Origin of the sequence: Bacillus sp. FSL W8-1143 (assembly GCF_037965155.1) — a bacterium.
Lineage (GTDB): Bacteria > Bacillota > Bacilli > Bacillales > Bacillaceae > Bacillus > Bacillus pumilus.
Window position 1 is genome coordinate 942,152 of sequence record NZ_CP150182.1, and the last position, 15,357, is coordinate 957,508.

General features: G+C 40.7%; 16 protein-coding genes and 1 tRNA gene. 15 read left to right on the forward strand and 2 right to left on the reverse strand.

What is annotated here, in order from left to right:
- Nucleotides 1–26 precede the first annotated feature (26 nt).
- The 6 genes from NSQ36_RS04575 to NSQ36_RS04600 all read left to right on the forward strand — a co-directional run bounded on the left by NSQ36_RS04575 (nt 27) and on the right by NSQ36_RS04600 (nt 4,322).
- Nucleotides 27–773: an ABC transporter ATP-binding protein gene (locus tag NSQ36_RS04575; RefSeq protein ID WP_050945447.1), complete on the forward strand. Its 747-nt coding sequence runs from the start codon at nt 27–29 to the stop codon at nt 771–773.
- Nucleotides 751–2,217, forward strand: coding sequence for a hypothetical protein (locus NSQ36_RS04580; RefSeq protein WP_339206901.1), 1,467 nt, complete (start codon nt 751–753; stop codon nt 2,215–2,217). The genes NSQ36_RS04575 and NSQ36_RS04580 overlap by 23 nt, the downstream gene beginning before the upstream one ends.
- Complete coding sequence (locus tag NSQ36_RS04585; RefSeq protein WP_321999245.1) at nt 2,201–3,106, forward strand: PqqD family protein; 906 nt, start codon at nt 2,201–2,203, stop codon at nt 3,104–3,106. Before NSQ36_RS04580 ends, NSQ36_RS04585 begins: the two co-directional genes overlap by 17 nt.
- On the forward strand, nt 3,103–3,384 hold the full coding sequence (locus NSQ36_RS04590; RefSeq protein ID WP_050945444.1) for a hypothetical protein: 282 nt from the start codon (nt 3,103–3,105) through the stop codon (nt 3,382–3,384). The genes NSQ36_RS04585 and NSQ36_RS04590 overlap by 4 nt, the downstream gene beginning before the upstream one ends.
- A gap of 80 nt (nt 3,385–3,464) precedes the next feature.
- Nucleotides 3,465–4,121: a hypothetical protein gene (locus tag NSQ36_RS04595; RefSeq protein WP_251191051.1), complete on the forward strand. Its 657-nt coding sequence runs from the start codon at nt 3,465–3,467 to the stop codon at nt 4,119–4,121.
- Between the two features lie 127 nt (nt 4,122–4,248).
- A tRNA-Gly gene (locus tag NSQ36_RS04600) sits at nt 4,249–4,322 on the forward strand.
- A gap of 99 nt (nt 4,323–4,421) precedes the next feature.
- On the opposite strand, the gene NSQ36_RS04605 is transcribed toward NSQ36_RS04600, so the two are convergent.
- Entirely contained in the window at nt 4,422–5,018 is a 597-nt protein-coding gene (locus NSQ36_RS04605; protein WP_226804835.1) for a hypothetical protein, read from the reverse strand.
- Nucleotides 5,019–5,101: 83 nt separating this feature from the next.
- Between NSQ36_RS04605 and queG the strand changes: the two genes are divergently transcribed.
- The 9 genes from queG to NSQ36_RS04650 all read left to right on the forward strand — a co-directional run bounded on the left by queG (nt 5,102) and on the right by NSQ36_RS04650 (nt 15,018).
- Entirely contained in the window at nt 5,102–6,250 is a 1,149-nt protein-coding gene (gene queG, locus NSQ36_RS04610; protein ID WP_321999257.1) for a tRNA epoxyqueuosine(34) reductase QueG, read from the forward strand.
- A 61-nt stretch (nt 6,251–6,311) separates the two neighbouring features.
- Complete coding sequence (locus NSQ36_RS04615; protein ID WP_137054864.1) at nt 6,312–7,214, forward strand: amidase domain-containing protein; 903 nt, start codon at nt 6,312–6,314, stop codon at nt 7,212–7,214.
- A 43-nt stretch (nt 7,215–7,257) separates the two neighbouring features.
- The gene (trmL, locus tag NSQ36_RS04620) at nt 7,258–7,731 is read left to right on the forward strand and encodes a tRNA (uridine(34)/cytosine(34)/5-carboxymethylaminomethyluridine(34)-2'-O)-methyltransferase TrmL (protein ID WP_003211950.1); all 474 of its coding nucleotides are present in this window, start codon (nt 7,258–7,260) and stop codon (nt 7,729–7,731) included.
- A 518-nt stretch (nt 7,732–8,249) separates the two neighbouring features.
- The gene (locus NSQ36_RS04625) at nt 8,250–10,145 is read left to right on the forward strand and encodes a PrkA family serine protein kinase (RefSeq protein ID WP_003211752.1); all 1,896 of its coding nucleotides are present in this window, start codon (nt 8,250–8,252) and stop codon (nt 10,143–10,145) included.
- A 139-nt stretch (nt 10,146–10,284) separates the two neighbouring features.
- Nucleotides 10,285–11,448, forward strand: a complete 1,164-nt coding sequence (gene yhbH / locus NSQ36_RS04630) for a sporulation protein YhbH (protein ID WP_339206905.1) — start codon at nt 10,285–10,287, stop codon at nt 11,446–11,448.
- 363 nt (nt 11,449–11,811) lie between these two features.
- Complete coding sequence (locus tag NSQ36_RS04635; protein ID WP_003211200.1) at nt 11,812–12,444, forward strand: HlyD family efflux transporter periplasmic adaptor subunit; 633 nt, start codon at nt 11,812–11,814, stop codon at nt 12,442–12,444.
- 39 nt (nt 12,445–12,483) lie between these two features.
- Entirely contained in the window at nt 12,484–14,103 is a 1,620-nt protein-coding gene (locus tag NSQ36_RS04640) for a DHA2 family efflux MFS transporter permease subunit (protein WP_050945441.1), read from the forward strand.
- A 17-nt stretch (nt 14,104–14,120) separates the two neighbouring features.
- The gene (locus NSQ36_RS04645) at nt 14,121–14,645 is read left to right on the forward strand and encodes a flavodoxin family protein (RefSeq protein ID WP_003210946.1); all 525 of its coding nucleotides are present in this window, start codon (nt 14,121–14,123) and stop codon (nt 14,643–14,645) included.
- Nucleotides 14,646–14,658: 13 nt separating this feature from the next.
- A complete protein-coding gene (locus tag NSQ36_RS04650) occupies nt 14,659–15,018 on the forward strand; it encodes a hypothetical protein (RefSeq protein WP_003211027.1) in 360 nt (119 codons plus the stop codon).
- Between the two features lie 112 nt (nt 15,019–15,130).
- On the opposite strand, the gene cspB is transcribed toward NSQ36_RS04650, so the two are convergent.
- Nucleotides 15,131–15,331: a cold shock-like protein CspB gene (gene cspB / locus NSQ36_RS04655; protein WP_003212277.1), complete on the reverse strand. Its 201-nt coding sequence runs from the start codon at nt 15,329–15,331 to the stop codon at nt 15,131–15,133.
- Nucleotides 15,332–15,357: the final 26 nt, after the last annotated feature.

The window sequence follows — 15,357 nt, forward strand, 5'->3', positions numbered from 1 at the left end:
AGAATATGCAGACACTTGGAGGTTATATGTTTACGATCGAGAAATTAACCAAGACGTATAAAAATAACGTGACTGCTGTCAATGATTTTCATTTAAAAATCGACCCTCATCAAATCGTTGCTGTTGCTGGACCGAATGGTTCTGGTAAAACAACGATGATTAACTGTATACTCGGCATCATTAAGCATACAGAAGGAACGATTCTGTTGCAGGATGTCACAAATGACGAACCATCCTTTAAAAAACAAGTAGCCTATGTTCCAGATGATCTGCTGCTCCCTGAAGCATTGACTGGGGCTGAATATTTAGATTTTGTTTCTTCTATGTATGAATGTAAAACAATTCATAGAAGAAATCAACTAATTGAACTGTTTGATATGGACTCGGCTTTATCAAGACCGATTGAAACCTATTCACATGGTATGAAAAAAAAGACACAGCTGATTGCCGCCTTTATGCTTGATAGTCAATTGGTGATCATGGATGAGCCCTTTAGAGGACTTGATATTGAAGCGGTTATAAACACAAAGAAACTGATGAAGCGTTATGCCGAGCACCATGGTGCGATCTTGCTTTCAACGCATGATATGCTTTCAGCGGAAGAGCTGTGCCACAAAATCGCCATTATTTCTAAGGGAAATAAAATGGATGAAGGAACGGTCTCAGCCTTAAAAGAGAAGTATCAATCAAGCACATTGGAACAGGTGTTTCTGAAAGCTTCAATGTTAAGTGATAGGGGTGCACATTTTGATGAAATCATTAATCATTTCTAGAGTGATGCTTAAAATGTGGCAGCAGGAGATGTATAAGCTCTTTGATACTCAGACGAAGCGGATCATTGTGATCTTATTCTTTTTATTTGCCGTCACAATGGGCGCCATCATCGGATACAGTTTTACGGGTGTCTTTATGAAGGCTTTCTTAAATGGCGATGAGCGCTCACTAGGATTACTCGTTGTGTCAATGGCGATCAATGCATCCATCTTTACTAGCCTGTTATTCATTTTGATCAAGGTCAGAACGCCTGAGCAAGACCGTTTTTCTATGCAGCTCAGCTGGTTCCCGCTTTCTACCTTTCAGAAAAGCCTTGGTTACTTTATTCCGATGGTGACAGTAGTGGCAGGACTTGTTTTATTTTTTATCGGTATTCTGCTTTTACCTAATTTTATTGCCCAGGGAATAGGTATTTTCTTTATCTTTACGTTCTTTTTGATGGTGATTTTGCAATCGCTTTTTGTCTTAATGCTTTTGCAACTCATTTATAATATGACGTATTTGGTCATTCTGAAATTAAAATTACCGTTGCAAAAATTTGCAGCGATCTTTGTTTTATTAGCACTGGTTGTAGCGTATGGAATGACGCATTTTGATATCAGTCAAATTCAGCAATCATATATACAGTTTGATTATCATTTGATGTATTTTACAGCACCGTTTTTCTTAGCGGCTCAAGGGATGTCTCCTGAAGGGGTAAACTATGCAATTTTGATTCTGTTTATCCTTTTATCGGCGAGCGGTGCATTTCTTTCCCTTGCGATGATGCCGATTATGGCAGAGAAAAAAGCGTTAACCTTCTTAAACAAACTGCCGTTCTCTTCTTCAAAAAAATGGTCACTTATTGTAAAGGAAATGAAATCACAGGTGCGAAATGAAGAAAACATTTTAAACTTTCTCATTCTCCTCATTGTGATCTTATTCGTCCGTTATCAATTTGGATTCCGTTTTGAAGAAGAAGCATTTTTTGTTCTCTGCGCTCTTGCTGGATTAACCGCCTTCAATTCATTTGGCAATGATAAACGAATGCTGGGGATGTACAAAACATTTGGTCTAAGATCGTGGGAAGTGGCTCTGTATAAGTTTATCGGGCTTTTGTTTGTTGGTGTACTGCAAATTGCAATCTTCATGCTGACAACGCTGACGCTTCCTGATCAGGTTTGGAACGTATTGATTGGGGCCGCTGTCTTATGCAATGCCACTGCGCTCTTTTATGTAGTAGGTATTTTACTTCCGCTTGATCGGAACAATCCTTACACAGGCATTTTTTCATTTGGAGCACTTATTTTACTCATGATTCCGATTGTTTTTATTGGAAACTATGTCATAGGGGAGTCGAGTCAAACGCTTCAGTGGCTGCTTGTAGCTGCATTTGAAGGTCTGCTCATCTTTGCCATATACAAAGGTTTTTCATGGAGGTATTCACATGATTCAACTTCTTAACAATAAGCTAAAGATTGAGCGGGTACCGGCTTTCGCGCCGTATGTGACCTTACAAAAGAGGCATCTCACTGATACGCAGTATGGAAGCACACTCCCGATTAATGAAAGTGCCTATCATATGTTAACGAAAGTAGATGGCAAAAGGACAGAAGCGAGTATTACCGCAGAGCTCGCCGATTTGTTTCAGGTCGATGAGTCTGTGATTTCTCGTGACTTTTATCAACTGATAATGGGGTTGAATCAGCACCACTTACTGTCTATTCATTATCAATCACCATATCGGATTGTGACAGCCTGCTGTCAATTTTTCAAGCAGTATCAAGTGAAAATGAAGGAACGATTTGATTGCACTGGTCACTCGTTCCTTCATATTTTTGGGACAGCATTACTCATGGTGACGCGTAAAATCATCTTTTTCTGGATGCTATTTATGGTCATGGCAGGAATCGCTTTTTTATTCATTCCTGACCGGTCGATTGCAGCCATTGCGATTTATTTTACAATTATTTATTTTGGATTAATTACGGGGACGGCCTTACATGAGGCAGCACACGGCTATGCGCATCGGAAATTTGCGGGACGGGATGGTCCACAAGGTTTTTTTGCAAGTGATATGATGTCTGTGAAATTTGTGAGACCGGTATTAGATCCGTTTCAGAAAAAGCAGGTATGGATTACCCTGCTTGGGCCGCTTGTCCCAGGTGTGATCGGAGCAGCAGGGATCATTGTGACCGTATTATGTCTAAAAGAAAATCCAATTTCAACAGGTTTCTTTATTTTTTCAATCACGTATTTTATTCAATTACTCTATCTTCTTCCGTTTATGGGGGATGGTAAATCTATTATGAAGCAGCTATTGCTTGGGGGAATGGGAGGACAACGGTCATGAACGTACAGGCGATGAAACAAGGTGCTATTGTTGGTGGTTTTCTGGGGTTTTTAGGCTTTCCGATGCTGACAATTGGTGTGCTTTTCTATCATTTATTTCAATCAAAAACGAATGATGCTTTATTATTTAACAGTCTCGCTTTTGAGATGGAAGGTTCATCCGCATTTACTTTTCAAATCAAGCCAAACTTTTTTATTTATATGATTGTGATTTTTGCCGCGAGTTTTCTCATTGTGGCTATCTTATCAGCCATGAAGCAGAAAAAAGCGAAAGGTTAGGAGAATTCTCCTAATCTTTTTTTGTATGTACAACCAAATTTTAGTATAATAGAAAATAAAAAACATCAAAGGGGATCTCAATGTTAAAAAAATGGAGTGTTCTTATATTCACTGTTTTTCTATTAGCAGGATGCGGTGAGAAGGCCGAAGAAACCACGCAAACCGAGAAGACGGTATCGACAATAAACACGGAGTCTGCTACTAAGAAGCAAGTAACCATCGAACAAATGAAACTGACAAAAAAAGAAAAAAACTTACTAGAAGCATCAACCACTAATGAAATGGTGGCTTTAACAATAAAAGGATTAACGAAGAAGGATAAGAGTATTACGTTTATCGGGAGTCATTATAAAAATGGCCGATTAGCTAATAAGGAAGCGTCATCTGCCACCTTTACTTTACATCAGGATGGAACCGACCAAACGATGAATGTGCTCTTACAATTAAGGCATGAGAAAGATACATATGAATCACAATTTAGTATGTGGTCAGACAACAAGAAAGAGGGAATGACGAAAGCAACAGCAAGCTTTCCGTTCAAGGTAAGTGACTATGTTTTTTCTGCACAATCTGAAACTGTCAAAGTCTCTTCTGGAGGAAAGGCACTGATTGCGTATACAGCGGCAATGGGGAAAGACGGAAATTCACCAATGCTTGAAGAGATTGAGAAAAATCCTAAGCAAGCGCTGAAGAATAAGTCACATGCCTACTTATTTTACATCCAGCTCGATAAATAACTATCGTAATATATACGGAGAATATGAAGTTTTTTGACGAAAAATCTTCATATTCTCTTGACGAATTGTTTAGGAAGTTGTAACATAATAAAGGTCAACGCGATGACGTTGCTTTTGAAAAATTGATGCGGGTGTAGTTTAGTGGTAAAACCTCAGCCTTCCAAGCTGATGTCGTGAGTTCGATTCTCATCACCCGCTCCAATACATAATTTTTGTTAATAACGCAGTATTTCGTTTCTTAGATAAACGAAGTGTTGCGTTTTTTATTATGTCAGTATAATGTGAAAAAGCACTGTCAAGCTACAGTGCTTTTTCAATAAATTCATATTTACTTTCTCCACCATGTATTTGTACAAACATCTTCGTCAAGGATTGGATGAGAGCTTCACTCTTTTCCCGGGAAATAGATGGCGGAAACAGAATGATTTGCACAATGTTTTTTGTGTCTTGAGAAATGTGTGCTTTACTTGGTTGAGAAAATAATCCCTTAAGTCCTGCGTTGTCCTGCCATTCAATGTAACCACTCTCATGTTTTGCTAGTGAAAGCGGCTCTTCTATGCGATCAGCATCGAATGTCAGGATAGGCAAGAAATATTTTAAAGAGAAAAAGATCGACAAATCCTGTACGGAATTGGTCGAGTCAATAAATTGTTCCTTTTGGATATCAGCAAGAATTGGCAGGAAAGGAACGTCTTTTAAAAGGTCCGTCCATTCTTTGATTGCTGGTACTTCTTCTAAGACTTTATCTTCGTATTCAAAGAATAAAGATTCTTGAAACAGGCGTAGCCGGCCTTTTAACATTTGAGGGGATGTGCCAACTTCAATATGCGAATATTCAATCTGTCCAACATGGATAGACGGGTTGTCAGGATGAGAAATTTCCATATGTATCTTCACAGTGACTCACTCCAATCGGTCATGATACACTCGTATTATACTGAAAACAACAGAAGAAACAAAGAAAGGAGGTTTGCAAGGTGATTCATGTTGGAGAATTAAAAGAAGAATTGATTCAATATGCGAAAGAAATTGGTGTCGATAAAATGCGATTTGCAAGTGCTGATACATTTGATTCATTAAAAGATCGCCTCATCTTACATGAATCGTTAGGGTATTTGTCAGGCTTTGAAGAGCCTGATATCGAAAAACGAACAAACCCTTCTTTGCTGCTTCCGAAGGCCAAATCAATTGTTGCGATAGCGCTCGCGTATCCTTCCAAAATGAAAGATGCTCCTCGAAGTACAAAGGATGCAAGAAGAGGGATCTTTTGCCGTGCTTCTTGGGGAACAGACTACCATGTTGTGCTGAAAAAAAAGCTCGATATGCTCGAGGAATTCTTGCGAAGCAAACATGTCGATATACGAACAAAATCAATGGTGGATACAGGGGAGCTGTCCGATCGTGCAGTAGCGGAACGTGCTGGCATAGGTTTTAGTGCGAAGAACTGTATGATTATCACGCCAGAGTTTGGGTCTTACGTGTATTTGGCTGAAATGATCACAAATGTCCCATTTGAACCGGATGAAAAAATTGAAGACCAGTGCGGAACGTGTAATAAATGTGTTGATTCGTGTCCAACTGGTGCACTTGTAAATCCAGGACAGCTGAATTCCCAGCGATGTATTTCCTTTTTAACGCAAACGAAAGGATTTTTGCCTGACGAGTTTCGTTCGAAAATAGGAAATCGTTTATATGGGTGTGATACGTGCCAAATTGTCTGCCCGATCAATAAAGGGAAGGACTTTCACCTGCATCCTGAAATGGAGCCGGACCCTGAAATTGCGAAGCCGCTCTTAAAGCCGCTTCTTACGATCAGTAATCGTGAGTTTAAGGAAAAATACGGTCATGTTTCAGGTTCATGGCGGGGGAAAAAGCCAATTCAGCGAAATGCGATTTTGGCACTTGCTCACTTTAAAGATACATCTGCCTTACCCGTGTTGATTGATTTGATGCACAAGGATCCAAGGCCTGTTATTCGAGGCACGGCTGCTTGGGCAATTGGGAAAATTGGCGACGAGCAGCTACTCCCAGAGCTGGAAAAAGCCCTTGAGCGGGAAAGTGATGAGGAAGCGAAACAAGAAATTGTCAAAGGGATTGAGTTTTTACAGACACCTTTAAATACTAAATAACATCTCTGTGAACATAGAATGAACCAAACAGAGATTTTAAAAAAAGTTTGGTGGTGTCTGTGTGAAACAATTATTAGAGCAAACATTAGAAGACAGGCTTGGTTATTTATTAAATGGAAGTGCAATCAAACAGCCGCAGCTCATGTCTGATGTGGAAGCAGTCGAACGGAAAAAAGAGCTTTTTGCTAGAAGACAGGTGGAGATTGTCAAGGCGAAGGCGAAAGCAACACTCCTAGATTCAACGATTCAGGATGATGGGGCTCAGCATGTGCAGTATCTTGCTCATCTCACTTATGTATGCAAGGATGTAGACGATTCTTTTTATTTAGAGGAACAAGTAGAAAAAAGAGAAGCGTTCCTTTACAACGACATGCTTGTGAAAGATCGGATAATGCTAGAAAAGCGGCAAATGGAAGAGCAGGTGGATGAGCGCTTTCAGACCGAAGAACAGTTTGGGAGAGCCTTTCACTATGACCGGCGGGCAGCCGTACAATATGCGGAGACGTACTGGAATAAACGAAATCCCGCCTATAAAAACTTCGAAGATAACTGCACAAATTTTATTTCACAATGCTTGAAGGCAGGGAATGCGCCAACGAGAGGGTATCCGAACCGCGGATCTGGCTGGTGGGTGCGGCCGCACACGTGGAGCTATAGCTGGACGGTGGCTCATTCGATGAAAAATTATTTAGCGAATTCGAAAGCGGGTTTAAGAGCAAAGAAACTCAAGGAAGCGCAGGAGCTTCAAATTGGTGATGTCATTTGCTACGATTTTGAGGGAGATGGCAGGTATAATCATACAACCATTGTCGTCGATCACGATAAAGGCGGAATGCCTCTTGTGAATGCTCAGACATATGACAGCCGAATGCGTTATTGGTCGTATGAGGATTCGACCGCCTATACACCAGCTATTCGTTATACGTTTTTTCACATTTTGGACGATGCCGCGAAGGATAGTTAATGGTATAATGTTGAGCGGAAAAGAAAATTAGAGGTGAACTTTTTTGGGACTTCATGTCGTTTTATATCAACCAGAGATTCCAGCTAATACTGGAAATATTGCGCGTACATGTGCAGCAACAAATACAACCCTTCATCTGATTCGTCCGCTTGGTTTTTCGACAGATGATAAAATGCTGAAGCGTGCAGGACTCGATTATTGGAAATATGCCAATGTCGTCTATCATGACTCGCTTGATGAATTGTTTGAGGCTCATCCGAAGGGACAATTCTTCTATATCACAAAATTTGGCCAAAAGCCGCATACGACATTTGATTACTCTCAGTTAGATGAAGATTACTTCTTCGTTTTTGGCAGAGAGACAAGTGGATTGCCGAAAGATTTGATCGAGCGGAATATGGACCGCTGCCTTCGTTTACCGATGACAGAACATGTTCGTTCTCTGAATCTATCGAATACGGCAGCAATTCTTGTGTATGAGGCACTTCGACAGCAGCAATATCGAGATCTGATATAAGGTCAAGAAGAAAGCTGGGATACCAATCTCGGCTTTTTTTATATGAGATAAGGAACAAAATATGATTTGTTCAGTCTATTTTTTGACATATTGAAAAAATCGAAGCACAGTGAATAAGCAGGTGCTAAAAACAACGAACTAAATGAAAAAAGGATGTTCCGCTCATGGAACATCCTTTTTTTCATTTACCAGGCTTGCCTTCGTAGCCAGCTGTGAAAATGGATACTAAAAACGTAATGATGACGCCCATCATAATGACCGTTCTCATATAAGCTCCCCCTTATCCCTTTGTTTCTATCGCTGCCTGTTTCATATGATGTGAAGTTCGCCTTGAAAAGCAGGAGAAGAAGATCATTTTTCTCCTGTTTTTCCTTTATTATGAAGGGTCTTGCTGATGGTTGTCAATTCAGTTTGCCAATTCGTCATTTTGAAGAACGAAAGCATGTAATAGGACGCCTCCGCATAGATTGTAAAACAGTATCTGATTACTTGCTTCAATCTTGAAAGAGGAGGTTCATATGGATATTTTAAAGAAAATTGAACAGCACAGAGAAGAAGAGCAGCGTCTTAAATGGGAAGGCACATTTGGCGAGTATTTAGACATTATAAAGGAAAATCCACTTGTCGCTCAATCTGCTCATTCTCGCGTTTATCATATGATTAAAGACAGCGGGATTGAAGAGGAGAATGGGGTCAGAACGTACAAATTTTTTGATCAGGAGCTTTTTGGATTAGAGGAATCATTGGAAAGATTAGTGGAGGAATACTTTCACCCTGCCGCCAAGCGCCTCGATGTGAGGAAGCGTATTTTGTTATTGATGGGACCAGTGAGCGGGGGGAAATCTACGCTTGTTACTAGGCTGAAAAGAGGACTAGAGGAATATTCACTGACAGATCATGGCGCAGTCTATGCGATCAAAGGCTGCCCGATGCATGAAGATCCGCTTCATCTTATTCCGCAAAATCTGCGGGAGGATTTCTATAGAGAATATGGCATTCGTGTGCAGGGGAATTTGTCCCCTCTGAATATGATGAGGCTGGAAGAGGAATATGGCGGACGAATTGAGGATGTAAGGGTTGAACGGATCTTCTTCTCAGAGGATAAACGGACCGGTATTGGTACCTTTAGTCCGTCTGATCCGAAATCTCAGGACATTGCTGATTTAACAGGAAGCATCGATTTTTCAACCATTGCTGAATTTGGCTCAGAGTCAGATCCAAGGGCCTACCGCTTTGATGGAGAACTCAATAAAGCCAACCGAGGGATGATGGAGTTTCAGGAGATGTTAAAGTGTGATGAGAAGTTTCTATGGCATCTTCTGTCATTAACGCAGGAAGGAAATTTTAAAGCAGGCCGTTTTGCCTTGATTAGTGCAGATGAATTGATCGTTGCTCATACGAATGAAACCGAGTACCGGTCGTTTATTTCAAATAAAAAGAACGAGGCCTTGCATTCAAGAATTATTGTGATGCCGATTCCTTATAACTTGAAGGTGACAGAGGAGGAACGCATTTATCATAAAATGATTTCAGAAAGTGATGTTTCTGATGTGCATATTGCCCCGCATACGCTGAAAGTAGCAGCGATGTTCTCCATTTTGACAAGACTCAAAGAGCCGAAGCGTTCTGATATTGATTTGGTGAAAAAAATGCGTCTGTATGACGGAGAAAGTGTCGAAGGCTTCCAATCTGCTGATATTGATGAGATGAAAAAGGAATTTCATGATGAAGGGATGAGCGGAATTGATCCGCGATATGTGATTAACCGCATTTCCTCCACTATTATCCGGAAGAATATGGAGTCGATCAATGCGCTGGATGTTCTTCGTTCGTTAAAAGAAGGACTCGATCAGCATCCGTCTATCTCAAGCGAGGACCGGGAGCGCTATTTGAATTTTATTTCTGTTGCGCGAAAAGAGTACGACGATATTGCCAAGAAGGAAGTACAAAAGGCATTTGTGTATTCCTATGAGGAGTCTGCGAAAACACTGATGGATAATTACTTAGATAATGTCGAGGCCTATTGCAACAAAAACAAGCTGCGTGATCCGTTAACCGGTGAAGAAATGAATCCTGATGAAAAGCTTATGCGTTCAATTGAAGAGCAGATCGGAATTTCTGAAAATGCGAAAAAGGCATTTAGAGAAGAAATTCTGATTCGTATTTCGGCTTATGCGAGAAAGGGCAAACGCTTTGATTATAATTCCCATGAGAGATTGCGTGAGGCGATTCAGAAGAAGCTGTTTGCTGATTTAAAAGATGTGGTGAAAATCACGACATCAACGAAGACACCGGATGAACAGCAGCTGAAGAAAGTGAATGAAGTAGTGGCTAGATTAATTGATGAACATGGCTATAATTCAACAAGTGCAAATGAACTTTTAAAATATGTAGGCAGTCTTCTTAATCGTTAATAAATGAAGGAGGCATTATTGGCGCACCTGCACCGGTAATGTCTTTTTTAGAAATGACCGTCAACTTGGGTGACGAGCAGCATAAGATAAAGGAATCGGTGGTTAGAAGAATTGTGCAAACAGGTGAGGAGGGGGATGGATGTCCCGGCAAGAAAAAAGTCAGTTTATTGTATCTCAGGAAGACTGGTCCCTCCATCGAAAAGGCTATGACGACCAGCAGCGTCATCAGAAAAAGGTCAAAGAAGCGATTAAAAACAATTTGCCGGATCTTGTCACAGAAGAAAGCATTATCATGTCTAACGGAAAAGATGTTGTGAAAATTCCAATTCGTTCGTTAGATGAATATAAAATTCGGTACAACTACGATAAAAATAAGCATGTGGGTCAAGGTGATGGAGATAGCGAGGTAGGCGATATTGTCGCACGTGATGGATCAGACAGTAAGCAAGGGCAAGGAAAGGGGCAGAGCGCAGGAGATCAGGCTGGAGAGGATTATTACGAAGCAGAGGTCTCATTAATGGATCTTGAGGAAGCGCTGTTTCGGGAATTAGAGCTACCAAACCTTAAACAAAAGGAGCTTGACGACATTATTGTCGAGCAAATTGAGTTTAACGATATTCGCAAAACCGGGTTAACAGGGAATATTCATAAAAAACGAACGATGCTATCAGCATTTAAACGAAATGCAATGACAGGCAGTCCTTCCTTTTATCCAATCTACCCAGAGGATATCAAATATAAGACGTGGAATGAAGTGACCAAACCAGAGTCGAAAGCCGTCGTTTTGGCAATGATGGATACGAGCGGAAGTATGGGACTTTGGGAAAAATATATGGCGAGAAGTTTTTTCTTTTGGATGACACGTTTCTTACGGACAAAGTATGAGACGGTCGATATTGAATTTATTGCCCATCATACAGAGGCGAAGGTTGTAGATGAAGAGCATTTCTTCTCGCGCGGCGAGAGCGGGGGGACGATTTGCTCCTCTGTCTATCGAAAAGCACTAGAGCTCATAGACGAACGTTATCCGCCAGCACGATATAATATTTATCCTTTTCATTTTTCTGATGGAGACAATCTGACCTCAGACAATGCACGGTGCGTAAAGCTAGTTTCTGAAATTATGAAAAAAGCCAATTTATTCTGTTATGGTGAAGTGAATCAATACAACCGGCATTCTACATTAATGTCAGCATATAAGCATATACAGGATGAGAAATTTAAGCATTATATTTTGAAGCAAAAATCAGATGTTTTTCTCGCCCTAAAAAAATTTTTTCAGCAGGAAGAAGTTCTTTCGTAAATAGCACATTTGAAAAAACCTTTCAGCATAAGGGCTGAAGGGTTTTTTGTATGGAGAAGGAAGGGATCACCAGAAAAAAAGTAAAACTTTCTCTTTGACATTTCAATTTTCATTTATTAATATTTAATCTTGTTAAATATAAGTTTTTCAAAAAAGATGCCGATCGTCTTTTCTTCTTTTTCTACTCTTTGCTCATGAGTGAACAATAAGTATAAATGGGCTGCACACCATTATTCATGCGGGGAAGATGAAGGAGATATAACAGTTTTATGAGCTTGCTTCATATTCTGTCAGATGATGGGCATTCTAAGTTTGCTAAAGCAGATGACACTATATTTTTATACATGAAAGGAGAAACAAAACATGAACAGAGGGCGTTTATTGCTAACGAACATTATTGGCCTTATTGTAATTCTTGCCATTATTGCCGGAGGTGCTTATTACTACTACGAAAGCACAAATTTTGTCAAAACTGACGAGGCGAAAGTGACAGGTGACATGTATCAAATCACAGCACCAGCAGCTGGACAAATCAAAGGCTGGGATATCAATGAAGGTGACGAAGTGCAAAAAGACAGCACAGTTGCAAAAGTTGAAGGAGAAACAAAAACAAACATTAAATCAGTGGCTGATGGCACATTAGTCAAAAAAGAAGTACAAAACAATCAACAAGTGCAGCCTGGTACAGTTCTTGGTGAAACGATTGATTTAAGCAAGCTTTACATCACAGCGAATATCAAAGAAACAGATATTAAAAACATTGAAAAAGGCGACAAAGTTGACATCGTCGTAGATGGTGATCCTGATACAACATTTGAAGGAACAGTTGAACAAATTGGTTATGCGACAAACTCAACATTCAGCATGCTGCCAGCAACAAATTCAAGTGGTAACTATACAAAAGTCACACAAAAAGTAGCAGTGAAAATTTCAATTAAAAATCCATCAGACAAAGTACTTCCTGGTATGAATGCTTCTGTCAAAATTTCATCTTAATGATGATTGATATCAAAAAATGAAAGGAGGTTGTCTGAGATGGCAAATCAACCTGCAGCAACAAAACAGGGAGCAGGCTCCTTGTCTTTACTGATCATTTTAATGGCCGGCTTGTTCGTTGCGATTTTGAACCAAACACTTCTGAACGTAGCCATGCCCCATTTAATGACTGAATTTAATGTGAGTGCAACGACGATTCAGTGGCTTACAACAGGTTATATGCTTGTCAACGGTGTGCTGATTCCGTTATCTGCGTTTTTAATCACACGCTTTGGACAGCGCAGCTTATTCTTAGTTGCCATGATCTCGTTTACACTAGGGACCTTTATTTGCGGGATTGCGCCAAACTTTTCAACGATGCTTATCGGTCGTTTGATTCAGGCAATCGGCGGCGGTATTCTGCAACCGCTTGTGATGACAACAATCCTTTTTATTTTCCCTCCTGAAAACAGAGGGAAAGGAATGGGGATTTTCGGTCTTGCAATGATGTTTGCTCCAGCGGTAGGACCAACATTATCTGGTTACATTATTGAACATTATTCTTGGCGTATTATGTTTTATGGACTTGTTCCAATCGGAGCAATTGTCATTATCGCGGCTTTCTTTATGTTTAGAAATATTGTAGAGCCTAAAAAGATCAAGCTGGACGGCCTTGGTGCGATTCTTTCCATCGTTGGTTTTGCTTCGCTTCTATACGGAGTGAGTGAAGCCGGAAGTGATGGCTGGACAGATCCGATCGTCTTATCGACGATTATTGTTGGTGCGATTGCGATCATTCTCTTTATTTTCCAACAGCTGAAAGTTGATAATCCGATGCTTGATTTCCGTGTGTTTAAATACAGCATTTTCTCATTATCAAGTGTTATTAATATTATTATTACAGTTGCCTTATACACTGGGATGTTCTTACTTCCGATTTATCTGCAGAACCTCGTTGGATTTACGGCATTGCAATCCGGGCTATTAATGCTTCCGGGGGCACTTGCGATGCTTATTATGTCCCCGATTTCAGGGATTTTGTTTGATAAATTTGGACCTCGTCCGCTTGCGATTGTGGGGATGCTCATTACCGTTGTCACCACATTCGAGTTTACAAGGCTGACCATTGATACATCATATAGTCACATTGTACTCATGTATGCAGTGCGTGCATTCGGTATGTCACTCCTTATGATGCCGGTGATGACAGCTGGGATGAACCAATTACCACAGCACTTAAACAGCCATGGTACAGCGATGTCTAATACATTAAGACAAATAAGTGGTTCGATCGGTACGAGTTTGATCACAACGATTTATACGAATCGGACAACATTCCATTATTCCAATATGGCGGATCAAACAAATACAGCGGACCCATTCTTTATGAATTCATTCCAGGCGGCTGTGTCGAATGTGATGCATCATATGGGCATGACAGCTGAAGCTGCTCAAAAATATGTATCCACCCAGCTCTTTACGAAAGCACAGGTTGATTCAAACGTAATGGGTATCAATGATGCTTACATGTGGGTAACGTTATTCTGTGCCGCTGGTGTCATTCTTAGCTTGTTCCTGCGTGATGTACGTAAGGATAAAAAGCGAAAAGATCAGCAGCATAAAAAACAAGAAATAACACTGCTTCCAGCACCTAAGGAAGCAAACCAAGATGCAAGATAAGTGTGGAGGGACCGTACATGAAAATTTATGTCGTATACGATAGTGAAGGTAACCATACAAAAGCACTGGCAGAAGCAATTGCAGCAGGCGCAGGTGAAACAGAGCAGGCTGAAGTATTCGTTGATCACGTGAAAGATGCGGATATTCGCAAGCTGGATCAAATGGATGCGATCATTTGGGGCTGCCCTGGTCACTTTGGGACCATTAGTGCTGGATTAAAGACATGGATTGACCGTCTTGGCTACCTATGGGCAGAGGGAAAACTAATCGATAAAGTCGGTGCCGTTTTCTGTACAACTGCTACAACGCACGGCGGTTTAGAAATGACGATGCATAATTTGATTACACCAATGTTCCACCAAGGGATGCTTGTCGTTGGTCTTCCTGGAAATGTGCCAGAAAATGCTTTATACGGCTCTTACTATGGAGCAGGTGTGACATGTCCGATTGATTCTGATGAAGTGATTTCGACAGAAGGCATTGAACTCGGGAAAGCATTAGGAAGACGTGTAGCATCAGTCACTGCGTCATTTAAGCGATAAGGAGAGGGTTCTTTTGGCGACGATTATTGTAGCGTTAGTAGCTGCTGTTCTAGTCATTATCGGATTAGTAGCATTCAATGTCAGACACGCTTCGGTCGAGAAGAAAGAGATCAATGAAGATGTGCCCAATCAGCCTGACGTGCCCCGTAGCGAGTCAGAAGTTGCGGCGAGACCTGTAGAGCCTGAAGTAGAAGAGGAAGCGTCAACGCCTTCTCAAACGGATGAACGAGTGTCTGGTGATGATTTCTATAGACAGGCGCTTCAAAAGTTTAAGCAGCCAGAACCACCTGTCAAAGAAGAAGAGCCAGAAACTAAAATGAATGATGATATGTATCGTTCTGCTTTGCAGAAGCTAAAGCAGAACGACAAATAAAAAAGAGAACCTCTCGTCAGGTTCTCTTTTTTTATAGCACAAAAAAACCGCCGGCAGAAGCCGGGCGGTTTTCCTTCACTCTATAAAGTGCTAAAGAGCAGATGCTCTTAAATTACGCTTTGTTAACGTTAGCAGCTTGTGGTCCACGGTTACCTTCAACGATTTCGAAAGAAACTGCTTGACCTTCTTCTAAAGTTTTGAAGCCTTCGCCTTGGATAGCAGAGAAGTGAACGAATACATCGTCTTGACCTTCTACTTCGATGAATCCGAAACCTTTTTCAGAGTTGAACCATTTTACTTTACCTTCTAACATGAAATTTCCTCCTAAAGCGATCTTAA